This window comes from Xanthomonas sp. NCPPB 3174 (assembly GCF_056725205.1).
In genome coordinates this window covers 1966113-1983081 of record NZ_CM161517.1, presented here as the reverse complement: position 1 = coordinate 1983081, position 16969 = coordinate 1966113, and the positions used below count along the sequence as shown (strand labels likewise).

At 70.1% G+C, this 16969-nt stretch carries 14 protein-coding genes; 7 read left to right on the top strand and 7 right to left on the bottom strand.

Annotated features, from left to right (window positions below):
• Window positions 1-188: 188 nt before the first annotated feature.
• A complete protein-coding gene (locus AC1PK7_RS08675; RefSeq protein ID WP_481100504.1) occupies window positions 189-2087 on the bottom strand; it encodes an ATP-binding cassette domain-containing protein in 1899 nt (632 codons plus the stop codon).
• 139 nt (window positions 2088-2226) lie between these two features.
• Between AC1PK7_RS08675 and AC1PK7_RS08670 the strand changes: the two genes are divergently transcribed.
• The 3 genes from AC1PK7_RS08670 (at window position 2227) to AC1PK7_RS08660 (ending at window position 5013) form a co-directional block, all read left to right on the top strand.
• The gene (locus AC1PK7_RS08670; protein WP_481100503.1) at window positions 2227-2916 is read left to right on the top strand and encodes an alpha/beta fold hydrolase; all 690 of its coding nucleotides are present in this window, start codon (window positions 2227-2229) and stop codon (window positions 2914-2916) included.
• A 205-nt stretch (window positions 2917-3121) separates the two neighbouring features.
• Window positions 3122-4498, top strand: coding sequence for an ATP-dependent RNA helicase DbpA (gene dbpA, locus AC1PK7_RS08665; RefSeq protein WP_481100502.1), 1377 nt, complete (start codon window positions 3122-3124; stop codon window positions 4496-4498).
• On the top strand, window positions 4495-5013 hold the full coding sequence (locus AC1PK7_RS08660) for a DUF6985 domain-containing protein (RefSeq protein ID WP_481100501.1): 519 nt from the start codon (window positions 4495-4497) through the stop codon (window positions 5011-5013). The genes dbpA and AC1PK7_RS08660 overlap by 4 nt, the downstream gene beginning before the upstream one ends.
• Window positions 5014-5070: 57 nt before the next feature.
• Here AC1PK7_RS08660 and AC1PK7_RS08655 read toward each other — a convergent pair whose 3' ends face one another.
• From AC1PK7_RS08655 to AC1PK7_RS08645, 3 genes are all read right to left on the bottom strand, one after another.
• Window positions 5071-5628 carry an adenine phosphoribosyltransferase gene (locus AC1PK7_RS08655; protein ID WP_481100500.1) on the bottom strand — a complete coding sequence of 186 codons (558 nt, stop codon included), beginning with the start codon at window positions 5626-5628 and terminating at the stop codon, window positions 5071-5073.
• 83 nt (window positions 5629-5711) lie between these two features.
• Entirely contained in the window at window positions 5712-8834 is a 3123-nt protein-coding gene (locus tag AC1PK7_RS08650) for an efflux RND transporter permease subunit (RefSeq protein ID WP_481100499.1), read from the bottom strand.
• 6 nt (window positions 8835-8840) lie between these two features.
• Window positions 8841-10004 carry an efflux RND transporter periplasmic adaptor subunit gene (locus tag AC1PK7_RS08645; RefSeq protein ID WP_481100498.1) on the bottom strand — a complete coding sequence of 388 codons (1164 nt, stop codon included), beginning with the start codon at window positions 10002-10004 and terminating at the stop codon, window positions 8841-8843.
• Between the two features lie 62 nt (window positions 10005-10066).
• On the opposite strand from AC1PK7_RS08645, the gene AC1PK7_RS08640 reads away from it, so the two are divergent.
• Window positions 10067-10771 (top strand): TetR/AcrR family transcriptional regulator, encoded by a 705-nt coding sequence (locus tag AC1PK7_RS08640; protein ID WP_481100497.1) that lies wholly within the window; start codon window positions 10067-10069, stop codon window positions 10769-10771.
• A 19-nt stretch (window positions 10772-10790) separates the two neighbouring features.
• Here the strand turns inward: AC1PK7_RS08640 and AC1PK7_RS08635 are convergent, their stop codons facing one another.
• Window positions 10791-12362, bottom strand: coding sequence for a protein adenylyltransferase SelO (locus AC1PK7_RS08635; RefSeq protein ID WP_481100496.1), 1572 nt, complete (start codon window positions 12360-12362; stop codon window positions 10791-10793).
• A gap of 267 nt (window positions 12363-12629) precedes the next feature.
• Here AC1PK7_RS08635 and AC1PK7_RS08630 point away from each other — a divergent pair, with 267 nt between their 5' ends.
• Window positions 12630-13523 carry an alpha/beta hydrolase gene (locus AC1PK7_RS08630; RefSeq protein ID WP_420009587.1) on the top strand — a complete coding sequence of 298 codons (894 nt, stop codon included), beginning with the start codon at window positions 12630-12632 and terminating at the stop codon, window positions 13521-13523.
• Window positions 13524-13560: 37 nt separating this feature from the next.
• Here the strand turns inward: AC1PK7_RS08630 and AC1PK7_RS08625 are convergent, their stop codons facing one another.
• Together AC1PK7_RS08625 and AC1PK7_RS08620 are read right to left on the bottom strand one after the other, a co-directional pair.
• The gene (locus AC1PK7_RS08625; RefSeq protein ID WP_010342983.1) at window positions 13561-14253 is read right to left on the bottom strand and encodes a glutathione S-transferase family protein; all 693 of its coding nucleotides are present in this window, start codon (window positions 14251-14253) and stop codon (window positions 13561-13563) included.
• A gap of 207 nt (window positions 14254-14460) precedes the next feature.
• Entirely contained in the window at window positions 14461-14670 is a 210-nt protein-coding gene (locus AC1PK7_RS08620; protein WP_009597534.1) for a cold-shock protein, read from the bottom strand.
• Between the two features lie 482 nt (window positions 14671-15152).
• On the opposite strand from AC1PK7_RS08620, the gene AC1PK7_RS08615 reads away from it, so the two are divergent.
• Together AC1PK7_RS08615 and AC1PK7_RS08610 are read left to right on the top strand one after the other, a co-directional pair.
• Complete coding sequence (locus AC1PK7_RS08615) at window positions 15153-15698, top strand: YaeQ family protein (RefSeq protein WP_019801702.1); 546 nt, start codon at window positions 15153-15155, stop codon at window positions 15696-15698.
• Window positions 15695-16891, top strand: coding sequence for a BaiN/RdsA family NAD(P)/FAD-dependent oxidoreductase (locus AC1PK7_RS08610; RefSeq protein WP_481100495.1), 1197 nt, complete (start codon window positions 15695-15697; stop codon window positions 16889-16891). Before AC1PK7_RS08615 ends, AC1PK7_RS08610 begins: the two co-directional genes overlap by 4 nt.
• The last annotated feature ends 78 nt before the right edge of the window (window positions 16892-16969 follow it).

The window sequence follows — 16969 nt, the reverse complement described above, 5'->3', positions numbered from 1 at the left end:
TTGGTGGCACAGGCACATCCGTGGACGCGAGCCCGCGCGCACCGAGTAAGAACGGCGTCAGCCGCGACCGTATTCACCGGGAACGCCCGTCGCGGCTGAAGCCGCTCCTACGACGAGCGCACACGCGGCGCTCCAGTGGAGCCGCCTAGCTGTGGCGGCTGCCGTTCCGGGTCCCGGGTCCCGACCTTTCAGCCGTCCAGCTCGCTCCACCGCGCATACGCCGCATCCAGGTCGGCCTGCGCCTGGCTCAACGCCTGGGTGTGCGCGTTCACCGCGGCCGCGTCGCGCTGGTAGAACGCCGGGTCGGTCATCGCCTCGGTCAGCGCCGCGACCTGCTGTTCCAGCGCTTCGATCCGCGCCGGCAACTGTTCCAGTTCGCGCGCATCCTTGTAGCTGAGCTTGCGCTTGGCAGGCGCGGGCACAGGGGCCGCTGCAGTCGCCGCCACCGGCGTGGTCGCCGCGGCGGTGGCCGAGGCCTTGGCCACTGCCATCGCGCTGGCCGGCGCCGCCGGACGTTGGCGCACCCAGTCGCTGTAGCCGCCGACGTATTCGCCGATGCGGCCGTCGCCTTCCATGACCATGGTCGAGGTGACCACGTTGTCGATGAAGTCGCGGTCGTGGCTGACCAGCAACAGCGTGCCGCTGTAGTCGCCGAGCAGTTCTTCCAGCAGCTCCAGGGTTTCCACGTCCAGGTCGTTGGTCGGTTCGTCCATCACCAGCAGGTTGGACGGCTGCGCGAACAGCCGCGCCAGCAGCAGGCGGTTGCGCTCGCCGCCGGACAGGCGGGTGATCGGCGCGCGTGCGCGCTCGGGGGTGAACAGGAAGTCCTGCAGGTAGGCATGCACGTGCTTGCGCTTGCCGTTGATCTCGATGAAGTCGCGGCCCTCGGCCACGTTCTCGATCGCGCTCCAGTCCTCGCGCAGGGTGGCGCGGTACTGGTCGAAATACGCCACCTGCAGATTGGTGCCGGCGCGCACTTCGCCGCTGTCCGGGGGCAGTTCGCCCAGCAGCAGCTTCAGCAACGTGGTCTTGCCGCTGCCGTTGGGGCCGATCAGGCCGATGCGGTCGCCGCGCAGGATGGTGGTGGAGAAATCGCGCACCATGCTGCGCGCGCCGAAGGCAAAGCTCAGGTCCTTGGCCTCGATCACCTTCTTGCCGGAGGACTCGCCCTGCGCGGCCTCCATGCGCACGTTGCCGCCGAGTTCGCGGCGCTGGGTGCGCTCGCGACGCATCGCTTCCAGCCGCCGCACCCGGCCCTCGTCGCGGGTGCGCCGGGCCTTGATGCCCTGGCGGATCCACACTTCTTCCTGCGCCAGCAGCTTGTCGAAGCGCGCGTTCTCCTGCGCCTGCGCATTGAGCCGCTCCTCGCGGCGGCGCTCATAGTTGGCCCAGTCGCCCGGCCAGCTGCTGACCTGGCCGCGGTCGATCTCGACGATGCGCGTGGCCAGGGCACGCAGGAAACGCCGGTCGTGGGTCACGAACACCACGCTGCCGTTCCAGCCCTTGAGGAAGCCTTCCAGCCAGTCGATGGCCTCGATGTCGAGGTGGTTGGTCGGTTCGTCCAGCAACAACAGGTCCGGCGCCGAGACCAGCGCGCGCGCCAGCAGCACCCGGCGCTTCATGCCGCCGGACAGCCGCGCGAATTCGGCGTCGCCGTCCAGCTCCAGGCGGGTCAGGGTCTCGTTGACCCGCTGGTCCAAGGCCCAGCCATTGGCAGCGTCGATCTTGGACTGCACTGCGCCCAGCGCATCGCCGTCGAACTCGGCGGCATGGCTGAGCCGATGGAACTCGGCCAGCCAATGGCCGAGCTCGCCCAGGCCGTCGGCGACCACGTCGAACACGCTGCCGGCGGCGCCGTGCGGCACCTCCTGTTCCAGCCGGGCGATGCGCACGCCCTGCTGCACGCGGACCTCGCCGTCGTCGGGCTTGAGCTCGCCGGCGATGAGTTTCATCAGGGTGGATTTGCCGGCGCCGTTGCGGCCGATCAGGGCGATCCGTTCGCCTGGCTCGATCGACAGGTCGGTCTTTTCCAGCAACAAGGGACCGCCGACGCTGTAGTCGAGGTTCTGCAGAGTGATAAGAGGCATCGCGCTATTGTACGTGGATGCGCCCTGCGCCGACGCCGACTGCCGCGCCCACCCCACACCTGGACCTTGCCCGTTTGTTCGCCATGCCCTCATGCCCTCGCCGACGCGCTGCGACCGCCTGCCCGCGCCCGACGCTGCAATGACGGCACTCGTCATCCTGCCGGGCCTGGACGGCACCAGCGAACTGCTCGGCGACTTCGTCGCCGAAGCCCGGCGGCGCTTCGCGCAGGTGACGGTGGTGACCTATCCGCGCGACCGACTGACCTCGTACGCGGAACTGGAGCAGCTGGCACGGCAATCGCTGCCGCAGCAGCGCTTCGTCCTGCTCGGCGAATCGTTCTCCGGCCCCGTCGCCGTGTCGCTCGCGGCGCAACGTCCCGCCGGGCTGGCTGGCCTGGTCCTGTCCACCACCTTCGCCCGTCACCCGGTCCCGGCACTGGCACCGTTCGCGACGCTGACGCACTTCGCACCGGCACATCGCCTGCCCACCGCCGCATTGCGTTGGTCGCTGCTCGGCCGCTGGTCCACGCCGGCGCTGGAGACGCAACTGGCACGCACGCTGCGCAGCATCGCCCCTGCGGTGCTGCGCGACCGCGCGGCCAGTGCCCTGCGCGTGGACGTCAGCGCCCGCCTGGCCGACATCGCCGTGCCGACGCTGTACCTGCGCGCCAGCCACGACCGGCTGATGCATCGCACGGCCGGTGCCACGATCCTCGCCGGCATTGCCGGCGCCCACTGCGTCGAGTTGCCCGGCCCGCACCTGCTGCTGCAGACCGCCCCTGCTGCGAGCGCATGCGCCATTGCCGATTGGCTGACCACCGTGGGCTGAGCGGACACCCGTCTGTCGAAGCGCTACACGTGCGGTTTCCTTCACTTGCAACCAGACCTCGCTCGCGCTCCGGGGGCACGCCCGTCGCGGCTGAAGCCGCTCCTACGACGCGCAACGGGCATGACGCGATGCCCAGCGCTCGCCGGGCCACCCAATCCCGAATCCCCACTCCCGAATCCCGGCCTCTCACCGGCTAAAATGCCGCATGACCGATTTTGCCACCCTCTCCCTCTCCCCGGCGCTCGCGCCCGGCATCGACGCCCTCGGCTATACCCGCATGACCCCGGTGCAGGCGCAGAGCCTGCCGCCGATCCTGGCCGGCCAGGACGTCATCGTGCAGGCGCCCACCGGCAGCGGCAAGACCGCGGCGTTCGGCCTGGGCCTGCTGCACAAGCTGGATCCGGCGCTGAGCCGCGCGCAGGCGCTGGTGCTGTGCCCGACCCGCGAACTTGCCGACCAGGTCGGCAAGCAGTTGCGCAAGCTCGCCACCGGCATTCCCAACATGAAACTGGTGGTGCTGACCGGCGGCATGCCGCTGGCGCCGCAGCTGGCCTCGCTGGAGGCACACGACCCGCAGGTAGTGGTCGGCACGCCCGGCCGCATCCAGGAGCTGGCGCGCAAGCGGGCGCTGCATCTTGGCGGGGTGCGCACGCTGGTACTGGACGAGGCCGACCGCATGCTCGACATGGGCTTCGAGGAGCCGATCCGCGAGATCGCCAGCCGCTGCGACAAGCACCGGCAGAGCCTGCTGTTCTCGGCCACCTTCCCCGAGGCGATTCGTGCGCTGGCGCGCGACCTGCTCAAGGAACCGGCGGAAATCACCGTCGAGGGCGCCGACAGCGCGCCGGAAATCGACCAGCAGTTCTTCGAGGTCGATCCCACGTACCGGCAGAAGGCGGTGGCCGGCCTGCTGCTGCGCTTCACTCCCGAATCCAGCGTGGTGTTCTGCAACACCCGCAAGGAGGTCGACGAGGTCGCCGGCTCGCTGCAGCAGTTCGGATTCTCCGCGCTGGCACTGCATGGCGACATGGAACAGCGCGACCGCGACGAGGTGCTGGTGCGCTTCGTCAACCGCAGCTGCAACGTGCTGGTCGCCAGCGACGTGGCCGCGCGCGGGCTGGACGTGGAAGACCTGGCGGCGGTGATCAACTACGAACTGCCGACCGACAGCGAGACCTACCGCCACCGCATCGGCCGCACCGCGCGCGCCGGCAAGCACGGCCTGGCCCTGAGCCTGGTGGCGCCGCGCGAGACCGCGCGCGCGCAGGCGCTGGAAACCGAACAGGGCCAGCCGCTGCGCTGGTCGCGCGCGCCGCTGGCCACCGCACGGCCGGCGCAGTTGCCGCAGGCGGCGATGGTCACCCTGCGTATCGACGGCGGCAAGACCGACAAGCTGCGTCCCGGCGACATCCTCGGCGCGCTGACTGGCGATGCCGGGCTGTCCGGCGCGGCGATCGGCAAGATCGCCATCTACCCCACCCGCTCCTACGTCGCCATCGCCCGTGCCCACGCCGGCAAAGCGCTGGCGCAGCTGCAGGCCGGCAAGATCAAGGGCCGCCGGTTCCGGGTCGCCAAGCTGTGAGCACGGCGGCGCACATCCTGGCGGCGCTGCGCCCGGACGAGGACGGCAACCTCTGGAGCGAGGCGGTCCCGGTGCCGTGGATGCACGACACCTGCTGTTTCGTGCTGGAGGATTGCAACGCTGGCGAGGTGCCAGCGGACGCAGCTTCGGCCATCGAGACCTTCCTGCAACTCGATGCCGCGGTCTTCGCCGCGGCGGCGCCGCACGTGTTCGCCTACTACCGGCACACGCAGGCGCTGTGCGCCAAATACGGATGGCCTTCGCCGGACATCGCCGGCCCCGCCGAGGTGTGGGCGCACGTGCAGTTCGGCAGCGAGGCGTATGTCAATCGCCACCGCGACGGCAGCCTGCGCATCAGCCTGGAATGCAACTGCGACTGGGAAACGGAACACGGACTGCAACTGGTGTTCGCCGACGACGGGCGCATCTGCAAGGTCGGTCCGTTCGATGGCCAGCTGAGCCACGCCGCCGCGCATGCCGACCCGGCGCTGGAGGACGTGGTCTACCCGCATTGAACCGCCCGTCGCGGGCGCGACCGATCCCGGCCGCGCCCCCCATGCGCGGCGTCGGCGTCAGTAACGCAGCGGCGCGGTGAGCGGAATCTCCGCCGGCCAGCGCGCCCGCGCGCCCAGCCCGGCCAGTTCCACCAGCACCGTCGCCGCGACCACCTCGGCGCCCATCCGCTGCGCCAGCGCCAGCGCCGCCAGCAAGGTGCCGCCGGTGGCCAGCACGTCGTCGACCAGCAGCACGCGCATGCCCGGCTGCAGCGCATCGGCATGGATCTCGATGCGGTCGCGGCCGTACTCCAGGCCGTAGTCCTGGGCCAGGGTCTGCGCCGGCAGCTTGCCGGGCTTGCGCACCGGCACGAACCCGGTGCGCAGTTCGTGCGCCAGCGGCGCGCCGAGGATGAAGCCGCGCGCCTCGATGCCCAGCACCGCGTCCAGCGGTGTGCCGCGCCAGGGCTGGGCCAGCGCATCCACGGCAGAGGCGAAATCCGGGCCGTCGGCCAGCAGCGGGGTGATGTCCTTGAACACGATGCCCGGCTTCGGGAAATCGGCGATATCGCGGATGCGGTCGGACCAGTGGGCCGGCGCGTCGCTGGGCGCGCCGCAACAGGAGGATTGGTTCATCGCGCGGTCGTATGGCGTGGGGAAACGCAAAGTCTAGTCGCAAGGCGGCACCGCGTCGCGGGGCCGCCTCGCCGGTCTACGGCTTACGCCGCCGCAGCGCTAGCGTCCTGCCGCGCGGAACCGCGGAACAGGCCGCGCACCAGCACGAAGAACAACGGCACCAGCAATACCGCCAGCACGGTGCCGGTGACCATGCCGCCGATCACGCACACGCCGATCTCGCGGCGGCTGGAGGCGCCGGCGCCGGTCGACAGCGCCAGCGGCAGCACGCCGGCCACGAACGCCAGCGAGGTCATCACGATCGGCCGCAGGCGCAACCGTGCGCCTTCCAGCGTCGCCTCCAGCAAGGGCATGCCCGCGCGCTGCCGCGCCTCGGCGAACTCGACGATCAGGATCGCGTTCTTCGCCGACAGGCCGATCGTGGTCAACAGGCCGACCTGGAAGTAGATGTCGTTGACGAACCCGGCCAACGTGGTCGCCAGCACCGTGCCGACCACGCCCAGCGGGATCACCAGCAGCACCGCCACCGGGATCGACCAGCTTTCGTACAGCGCCGCCAGGCACAGGAAAATGAACAGGATCGAGGCCGTGTACAGCCACAGCGTCTGGTTGCTGGACAACTGCTCCTGGTAGGACAGCCCGCTCCACTGCAGGTCGAAGCCCTCCTGCTTGGCCACGATCGCCTGCATCCGCTGCATCGCCTCGCCGGAACTGCTGCCGGCCGCCGCGCCGCCCTGGATCTGCGATGCCGGCAGGCCGTTGAAGCGCTGCTGCAGCTGCGGGCCGCGGGTCCAGTGGGTGCTGGCGAAACTGGCGAACGGCGCCATCTGCCCGGCGCTGCCGCGCACGTACCACTGCGCGATGTCCTCCGGCAGCGCGCGGTACGGCGCATCGCCCTGCACGTAGACGCGCTTGACCCGGCCGCGGTCGATGAAGTCGTTGACGTAGCTGCCGCCCCAGGCGGTGGCCAGGGTCGCGTTGATGTCGCTCTGCGCCAGACCCAGCGCGCTGGCCTGGGCGTGGTCGATGTCCACCTGCAGCTGGGCCTTGTCGCCCAGGCCGTTGAGCCGCACCGCCGTCAGCTGCGGATCGTCGCCGGCCTCCTTGAGCACCTGCTGCTGCGCCTTCAGCAGCGCCGCGCGGCCGGCGCCGTCGCTGTCGCGGATCCACAGCTCGAAGCCGCTGGACTGGCCAAGACCACGCACCGCCGGCGGCGACAGCACGCTGATCTTGGCGTCGCCGACCCCGCGGAAATGCGCGTTGGCGCGGTCGATGATGGCCTGCGCGGTGTTGTCGCGGTTGCGCTCGCCCCACGGCGTGAGCGCCACGAAGGCCTGGCCAGCGTTCTGCCCGGTGCCGGCGTTGTTGCGACCCACCACCATGAAGATCGCGGTGAGATTGGCCTTCTCGTGGGTCATGAAGTAGTCGCTGATGCGCTCGCCCAGGGCCTGGGTCTTGGCCAGCGGCGTGCCTTCCGGGGTGGTGAACTGGATCTGCACCTGGCCCTGATCCTCCACCGGCAGGAAGCCGGTGGGCATGCGCATGTACAGCACCACCATCGCCAGCGCCACCAGCGCATACAGCGCCAGCCAGCGCCGCGGCCGCTGCAGCACGCCGCCGAGGCGATGCTGGTAGGCCTGCTGGCCGCGCTCGACGCTGCGGTTGAACCATTGGAAGAAGCGGCCGAGCTTGCGCTCCTGCTCCACCGGCTTGAGCAGGGTCGCGCACAGCGCCGGGGTCAGGGTCAGCGCGACCAGCGCCGACAGCGCCATCGCCGAGGCGATGGTGATCGAGAACTGCCGGTAGATGATGCCGGTGGAACCGCCGAAGAACGCCATCGGCAGGAACACCGCACCCAGCACCACGGTGATGCCGATCAGCGCGCCGGTGATCTCGCCCATCGAGCGCTCGGTGGCCTCGCGCGGCGGCAGGTGTTCCTCGTGCATGATCCGCTCGACGTTCTCCACCACCACGATGGCGTCGTCGACCAGCAGGCCGATCGCCAGCACCATCGCGAACAGGGTCAGCGTGTTGATGGTGAAACCGGCCGCGGCGAGGATGCCGAAGGTGCCCAGCAGCACCACCGGCACGGTGATCGCCGGGATCAGCGTGGCGCGCCAGTTCTGCAGGAACAGGAACATCACCACGACCACCAGCACGATCGCCTCGGCCAGGGTGTGCACCACGTTCTCGATCGAGATGCGCACGAACGGCGTGCTGTCGCGCGGATAGGCCACGTCCAGGCCCGGCGGGAAGGTCGGCTTGAGCCGTTCGATGGTGGCGTGGATCGCATCGGAGGTGGCGATCGCATTGGCGCCGGCCGACAGCGTCACCGAGAAGCCCGACGCCGGGTGGCCGTTGAGCGTGGCGTTGTTCTGGTAGTTCTCCGCGCCGATCTCCACCCGCGCCACATCGCCCAGGCGCACGCTGGAACCGTCCGCGCGCGTGGCCAGGATGATCTGCCGGAACTGCTCGGGCGTCTGCAGCCGCGACTGCGCGGTGACCGTGGCATTGAGTTCCTGCTCGGCGCCGGTGGGCAGCGCGCCGAGTTCGCCGGCGGTGACCTGGGTGTTCTGCGCCAGGATCGCGCTGCGCACGTCGCCCGGCATCAGTTGGTAGGCAGTGAGCTTGTGCGGGTCCAGCCACACCCGCATCGCATACTGCGCGCCGAACACGTTGATCTCGCCGACGCCGTTGATGCGGCTGATCGGGTCCTGCAGGGTGCTGACCAGGTAGTCGGAGATGTCGACGTTGTCCATGCGGTCGGTGCGGTCGTAGATCGCCACCGCCATCAGGCTGTCGCCCTGCGACTTGGCCACGGTCACGCCCTGCTGCTGCACTTCCTGCGGCAGGCGGTTGAGCGCCTGGTTGACCGCGTTCTGCACCTGCACCTGGGCGATGTCCGGGTTGGCCGCCTGGTCGAAGGTGATGCTGATCCGCGCCTGCCCGGACGAGGAACTGGTCGAGGAGAAGTACAGCAGGTGGTCGATGCCCTTGATCTGCTGTTCGATCACCTGGGTGACGCTGTCCTCCACGGTCTGCGCCGAGGCGCCGTTGTAGGTGGCGGTGACGTTGACCGAGGGCGGCGCGATGTCCGGGTACTGCTCGATCGGCAGGGTGAACACGGCGATGGCGCCGGCGGCCATGATGCAGATCGCCAGGACCCAGGCGAAGATCGGGCGGTGGATGAAAAAACGCGGCAGCATGCCGGCTCAGCCCTGACTGGCGGCAGGCGCGGCCGCGGTGGCGGCGGTTTTGACCGTCACCTTGGCGCCGTCGCTGAGGCCTTGCCGGCCCGCCACCACCACCCGCTCGCCGGGCTTGAGGCCATCGCCGACCAGCCAGCGGTCGCCGACCGCGCGCAGCGTGGTGAACTCGCGCTGGCGCACCACGTTGTCGGTGCCCACCACCCACGCCACCGCCTCGCCACGCGGGGTGCGGTCCACCGCCGACTGCGGCACCAACAGGGCCTGCTGGCGCACGCCCTGCCCGACCAGCGCGCGCACGTACATGCCGGGCAGCAGTTGCGCATCGGGATTGGGGAAGCGCGCGCGCAGGGTCACTGCGCCGGTGGTCTCCTCCACGTCGATGTCGGCGAACTCCAGCGTGCCCGGCAGCGGATATTCGGTGCCGTCGGACAGGGTCAGCCGCACCTGCGTGCTGGCCGGCTGTACGCCACCGGCAGCGATCGCCCGGCGCAGCGCCAGGAACTGATTGCCCGACTGGGTGATGTCCACGTTCATCGGATCCAGTTGCTGGATCTTGGCGATGGCGTCGGTCTGGTTGGCGGTGACCAGCGCGCCCGGGGTCACCCGCGCGCGGCCGATGCGCCCGCCGATCGGCGCCAGCACCGTGGCGAAGCGCAGTTGCGTGCGCGCGGTGTCCAGTGCCGCGCGCTGCGCTTCGCGGCTGGCCAGCGCCTGCTTGTAGGCGGCCTGCGCATCGTCCACGTCCTGCTGCGCGGCCAGTTGGGTCTTGCCCAGGGTGCGATAACGCTCGGCGCGCAACGTGGCGGCGGCGAGTGTGGCCTCGGCGGTGGCCAGGTTGGCCTGCGCCTGGTTGGCCGCGGCCTGGTACAGGGTCGGCTCGATCTGGAACAACGGCTGCCCGGCCCGCACCACGGCACCCTCTTCGAACAGCCGCTGGCGCAGGATGCCGCTGACCTGCGGCCGCACCTCCGATTCCTCCGACGCGACGGTGCGCCCGGCCAGCTCCACGCTCAACGGCACACTCTGCGGCTGCAGGGTCACCACCTCCACCGTCTTCGCTGCCGGCGCCGGCGCCTTGCCTCCGCCCTTGCAGCCGGCGAACGCGAGCACGACGACGGACAGCAGCAACGGCAGCGCGCGGCGGCGCTGGACGAGAGGCGCGGGCATGCGCTTGATCCTGGGGACGACGAGGAGGATCATTTAATTTACTCAAAGACAAAAAAACATTCATGAAGGGAAGCACAACCCTTCCCCAGCCGGGTGCGCAAGCAACGACCGCGACGCCCGAGGTGGCGGCGTCGGCCGCGCCCGCCCGGCCGCGCGGACGGCCGGCACTGGCGCGCCCGCGCCTGCTGGCCGCAGCGCGCACGCTGCTGCTGGAGCATGGGCTGGATGTGTCGCTGGAACAGATCGCCAACCAGGCCGGGCTGACCCGGCAGAGCCTGTATAACCACTTTTCCAGCAAGGCCGAACTGCTGATGCAGGTGTTCGAGGCCTTGAACGAGGAACTGCAGGCGCGCTTCGAAAACATCGGCAGCGCCACCGCGCAGGACCTGCCGGCGACCCTGCGGCAGATCGCGGTGACCGTGCCGGCGCACCTGTACGCGCCCGACGCCCTGCGCCTGCATCGCCTGCTGGTGCAGGCCAGCGCGCAGATGCCGGATCTGCTGCAATCGCTGCACCTGCGCCGCGCCGGCCGCCTGCGCGAGCGCCTGAGCGCACTGCTGCAGACCCTGCACGCGCGTGGCGACGTGCAGGTCGATGCGCCCTTCCTCGGCGCCACCGCCTTCATCGGCGCCACCTTCGGCTATGCCTATCCCAGCGCGATGCTCAACGGGCAGGCGCCGGACGCAGCCGCTCAGCAGGCGCTGGCGGAAGAAGTGGTGGCGACCTTCCTGGCTGCCTGGCGCTACCGCGGCGCGACCGCGTCCTGAGCGCACGCGCCGGCCCCGCTCAGGAACTGCACGACAGCATCGAACAGCCGGCCCGGGTCCGCGCCCAGTCCGGACGCTTCGCCGCGAAGGCCTCGCGTCCCGGCTGCTCGTCGTAGGGACGCCGCATCACCTCCAGCAGCTCGTCGATGCCGCCGGTGTCGCCCTGCTCGGCGCGGTCGATCGCCTGCTGCGCCAGGTAGTTGCGCGGCACGTAACGCGGGTTGGCCGCGCGCATCTGCTCCGCACGCGCGGCGGCGGGCAGCGGATCCTGCTGCAGGCGCTGCGCATAGCGGGCCAGCCAGGCCTCGAACGCCGGCGCTTGCGCCGCCAACTTGTCCGGGTCGTAGAACGCGTCGGCCAGTGCCGCCAGGGCCTGCGCCGGCGTCCACGGCTGCAGCGGCAATGCGCTCAAGCCGCGGAACCACAGGGTCATGTCGACCTCGCCCTGCTGCAGCAGATCCAGCACGTCGCGCATCAGCGCCACATCGTCATCGCCGCACTGTTGCAGGCCGAGCTTGGCCGCGATGTTGTCGCGCTCGGCCTGCGCATACTCGGAGCGGAACCGTTCGAGGCCGTCGTGCAGCGGCGCCACGTCGTCGAACAGCGGCGCCAGCGCCTGCGCCAGCCGACCCAGGTTCCAGTACGCGACCTGCGGCTGCGTGCCGAACCGGTAGCGGCGCCCCTGCGCATCGGTGGTGTTGGGCGTCCACTCCGGGTCGTAGTCGTCGACCCAGCCATACGGGCCGTAGTCGATGGTGAGGCCCAGGATCGACATGTTGTCGGTGTTCATCACCCCGTGCACGAAGCCGACCCGCATCCAGTGCGCCACCATGCGTGCGGTGCGCGCACAGATCTCGGCGAACCAGGCCGCGTCGCGCGCGCCGCCGGTCCCCGGCAATTCCGGGAAATCGCGCGCGATCACCAGATCGGCCAGGAGCCGCAGCAACGCGATGTCGCCGCGCGCGGCCGGCAGCTCGAAACTGCCGAAGCGCACGAACGACGGCGCCACCCGGCACACCACCGCGCCCGGTTCGGCGCGCGGGTGACCGTCGTAGAACATGTCGCGCACCACCGTCTCGCCGGTGCCGACCAGGCTCAGCGCGCGCGTGGTCGGCACGCCCAGGTGGTGCATGGCTTCGCTGCACAGGAACTCGCGGATCGAGGAGCGCAGCACCGCGCGGCCGTCGGCACCGCGCGAATACGGCGTGGGCCCGGCTCCCTTGAGCTGCAACTCCCAGCGCCGCCCGTCCACACCCAGCGCCTCGCCCAGGGAGATCGCGCGGCCGTCGCCGAGTTGCCCGGCCCAATGCCCGAACTGGTGACCGCCGTAATTCGCCGCGTAGGGCTGCATGCCCGGATAACGCGCATTGCCGGCGAACACCGCGGCGAACTGCGGCGCCCGCACTTCCTGCTCGGACAGCCCGAGCAAGGCCGCCACCTCCGGCGAGTACGCCAGCAGCCGCGGCGCCGCCACCGGCGTCGGCTCGACCGGCGACCACAGCGCCCCCAGCACCTCGCGGCGCCGCGGCCCGGTTTCCGGGTCGCCAGGCAACTCGGCGACGAAACGATTGTCGAAACGCAAGGAAGACATGGCAGACAGCGTAGAAGTCGCAGGCTTCATTGGAAAGTCCGCAAGGTGAGCATCCAGTGCACGCAAGGTATCCCCTGGGCCTGAAAAGCCCCTCTCCCCCCGGGAGAGGGGTTGGGGTGAGGGTCCGGCCACCGCGAAATCAAGGCGCAAGCGCAACACGCCGCGCTTCTGCGAATCCCCACTCCCCAATCCCAAATCCCCGCCCCACCTCCACTCGCCGCCGACACCCCCATCCGGCATGCTCCGCGCTCCTCTCCGGGATCGCCCATGTCCGACCGTCCGTCTCGCCCCCGCTGGCCCCGCAATGCCCTGATCGCCCTGTCCTCGCTGCTGGTCTCGGCCTGCAGCAGCCTGTTCTTCGGCGGCCTCAACGCCGGCTCCTCGCGGCATGGCCTCAGCGAGCAGCGCGGCATCGTCTACGACGCCGCGCACGGCCTGGCGCTGGACGTGTACCGCCCGGCCGGGGTGCAGCACGCGCCGGTGGTGGTGTTCTTCCACGGCGGTACCTGGAAGACCGGCACCCGCCAGAACTACCGCTGGGCCGGGGAAGCGCTGGCGCGGCACGGCGTGGTCGCGATCGTGCCGGACTACCGCAAGTATCCGCAGGTGACCCTGGACGGCTTCATGCGCGACGCCGCCGCCGCGGTGGCCTGGAGCCAGCGCCATGCCGCCGAGTACGGCGGCGATCCGCAGCGACTGGTGCTGATGGGCCACTCCGCCGGCGCGCACATCGCCGCACTGCTGGCCACCGACGGCCACTGGCTGCAGGCGCAGGGCCTGTCGCCGCGGCAGCTGTGCGGCCTGGTCGGGCTGGCCGGTCCCTACGACTTCCTGCCGCTGACCGACCCGGACCTGATCGGCATGTTCGGCCAGGACCCGGCGCAGCAGCGGCGCTCGCAGCCGGTGAACTTCGTCGATGGCGACGAGCCGCCGGCGCTGCTGCTGCACGGCGATGCCGACACCGTGGTGGAGCCGCACAACAGCCAATCGCTGCAGGCCGCGCTGCAGCGTGTCGGAGTGCCGGCGGAACTGAAGACCTACCCCGGCGTCGGCCACATGCGCCTGGTGCTGGCGCTGCGCAAGGACGACCCGACGCTTCCGGTCATGGCCGACAGCATCGCCTTCGTACGCGCCTGCCCGGCGCGCCCCGGCGTCCGCTGACCGCGCGGGAGGCGCGGCCGGCGGGCGCGCGACAGGCTCAGTCGTTCGCGCCGCCGAGCAGTTCGAACGGACCGCCCTGCTGCAGCGCACGCTGGTAGGCGGGGCGCTGCTCGATCCGCTGCACGAATCCGGCCAGGTTCGGATGCGCCTGCAGGCCGATGCGTGCCGCCGCGGCCTGCACCGGGAAGCTCATCTGCACGTCCGCGGCAGTGAAGCGGTCGCCGGCGAACCAGCCGGTGGCCGCCAGCTCGCGCTCCATCCAGTCCAGGTGCAGACGCACCTGCGGCCCGACGAAGCTGCGCATCGCCTTGTCGACGATGCCCTTGGCGATCGGCCGGGCGAAGAACGGCATCTTCGCCGAGCGGATCCGCCCGAACACCAGGCTCATCAGCAGCGGCGGCATCGCCGAGCCCTCCGCGTAGTGCATCCAGTAGCGGTAGCGCAGGCGTTCGGGCGAATCCAGCGGCTGCGGCGCCGGCGACAGCGTGCAGCCGGTGTCGTAGCGGTCCACCAGATAGTCGAGGATCGCCCCGGATTCGGCCAGCACGTGGCCGTCGTCCACCAGCACCGGCGACTTGCCCAGCGGATGGATCGCGCGCAGCTCCGGGGGCGCCAGCATGGTCTTGGGGTCGCGCTGGTACTTGATCACCTGGTACGGCAGCGCCAGTTCCTCCAGCAACCACAGCACGCGCTGCGACCGGGACTGGTTGAGGTGATGCACAGTGATCATGGCGGCGGCTCCGGCGACGTGGGGGCCGCCATCGTAGCCGGATGCGGGTGTGAACCGGCGTGTGCATGGCATCGCCGCAGCGCCCGGCGCTGCCAGCGAACGGCCACAGCTGGCGCGAACGCGCGCCCGACGCCGGACCATCGCCCAAAACAAAAACGCCGGAAGCTTGCGCTTCCGGCGTTCGGCACCTTGCGGTGGCGGGCGTCCTTAGACGGCCTGCACCTGGTCAGCCTGCATACCCTTCTGGCCCTGCACGGCGACGAAGGTCACCTTCTGGCCTTCCTGCAGCGACTTGAAGCCGGTGCCCTGGATCGCGCGGAAGTGCACGAACAGGTCCGGGCCGCTTTCCGGGGTGATGAAGCCGAAGCCCTTGGCATCGTTGAACCACTTCACGATACCGCTCTGACGATCAGACATTTGCTAACTCCTGAAACATTGAATTGAAGAAATCGCAGCCATCGGAGATCGAGGCCGAGACTGAGTTGCAGGCGTTAGTAAAGCGAGCGGAACGATGAAGTGGATCGCGAGATCTACTGCACCAAGCCACGATTCACGGTGACTCTAGCAAACACAGTGGGGCCACCATACGCGGGTCGCGATCAAAAAGCGACATCTTTGTGTAGACAAACCGGGATCCACCACAAGGAAGCTGAACCTCACCCTAAAGTTAGTGCCGGCGCGGCCGATCCTGCTGCCGATCCGCGAAAACTGCGCAAATCTGCCGCCTGCCGGGCAACGGCGACTGAGGCGCTGAGCGCCGCTCACACCGCCGCATCCACCCAGCGCTCCCCTCTCGCCTCCCATCTCACCCGGCAGCGATCCTCGAGCCCCACCCGCGGCACGGGTCGGCGGCGGCTCCGCACACCGTATCCTATTGCGCCCTCGATCCCGGTAGCCGCATGGCCCTCACCGCCACCCTCCGCAAGGCGGAGCTGCAGATTTCCGACATGGACCGCGGCTACTACGCCGCCCACTCCCTGACCCTGGCGCAACATCCGTCCGAGACCGACCAGCGGCTGATGGCACGCCTGCTGACCTTCGCCCTGTACGCCGAGGAGCGCCTGCTGTTCGGCAAGGGCCTGAGCAGCGACGACGAGCCCGACCTGTGGCGGATGGACTACACCGGCGCGATCGAACAATGGATCGAGGTCGGCCAGCCCGACGAATCGCGGGTGCGCAAGGCCTGCGGGCGGGCGCGCTCGGTGGTGGTGGCCAACTACGGCGGCCGCGCCGCGGACATCTGGTGGGACAAGAACGCCTCGGCGCTGGGCAAGCTCAAGCAGGTGCAGGTGATCGACCTGCCGGCCGAGGCCGTGGCCGCGGCCGCCGAGCTGATCCAGCGCAGCATGCGCTTCGACGTGGTGATCCAGGACGGCGAGGTGCAGTGGCTGGGCGACAGCGGCAGCTTTGCCTTCACCCCCACGGTGCGCAAAGCCGCGGCATGAGCGCCGGGACCGCCCCCCTCCGTGCCGACGTCGTGGTGATCGGCGCCGGCGCCGCCGGGCTGATGTGCGCGATCGCCGCCGGCCAGCGCGGGCGCCGGGTGCGGGTGATCGACCACGCCAACAAGGTCGGCAAGAAGATCCTGATGTCCGGTGGCGGCCGCTGCAATTTCACCAATACCGGCACCGGCCCGGGCAACTTCCTGTCTGCCAACCCGCACTTCTGCAAGTCGGCGCTGGCCCGCTACCGCCCCACCGACTTCATCGACCTGGTCGAGCGCCACGGCATCGCCTATCACGAGAAGGAACTGGGGCAGTTGTTCTGCGACATCTCCTCCAAGCAGATCGTGCGCATGCTGATGGACGAGTGCGCCGCAGCCGACGTCACCGTGCGCACCGACTGCAGCGTGCGCGCGGTGGAACGCGGCAGCGAGGGCTTCCGCCTGGACACCGACAACGGTCCGGTGCAGGCGGAATCGCTGGTAGTGGCGACCGGCGGCCTGTCCATCCCCAGCCTCGGCGCCAGCGGCTTCGGCTACGAGCTGGCGCGGCAGTTTGGCCACGCCGTGCTGCCGACCCGCGCCGGCCTGGTGCCGCTGACCCTGAGCGGCAAGCACCAGGAACGCCTGCACGACCTGTCCGGCCTGGCCTTGCCGGTGGAGGCCCGCTGCAACGGCGCAAGCTTCCGCAACTTCATGCTGATCACCCACCGCGGCGTCAGCGGCCCGGCGATCCTGCAGATCTCCTCCTATTGGCAGCCGGGCGACGACCTGCGCCTGGACCTGCTGCCGGGGCAGGACGCGGCGACCTGGCTGCGCGAACAGAAGCGCCTGCGCGGCGCCAGCGAACTGCGTACGGTGCTGGGCGAGGCGCTGCCGCGCCGCTTCGCACAACGCCTGTGCGAGGTGTGGCTGCCGGACAAGCCGGTGCGCCAGCTGGACGAGCCGCAGTTGCGCGCCGCCGCCGAGCTGCTCGGCGCCTGGCCGCTGGTGGCCAGCGGCACCGAGGGCTACCGCACCGCCGAAGTCACCCTGGGCGGCGTGGACACCGACCAGGTGTCGTCCTCGACCATGGAATCGCGACGCGTGCCCGGCCTGTACTTCGTCGGCGAAGTCCTCGACGTCACAGGCTGGCTGGGCGGCTACAACTTCCAGTGGGCCTGGGCCTCGGGCCATGCCGCTGGCATGGCGGCGTGACCGCCGCCGGGATTGGGGATTGGGGATTCGGGATTGGCAAAGGCGGGTTCGCGATGTCTGAAGGTGCGCGTGTTACCC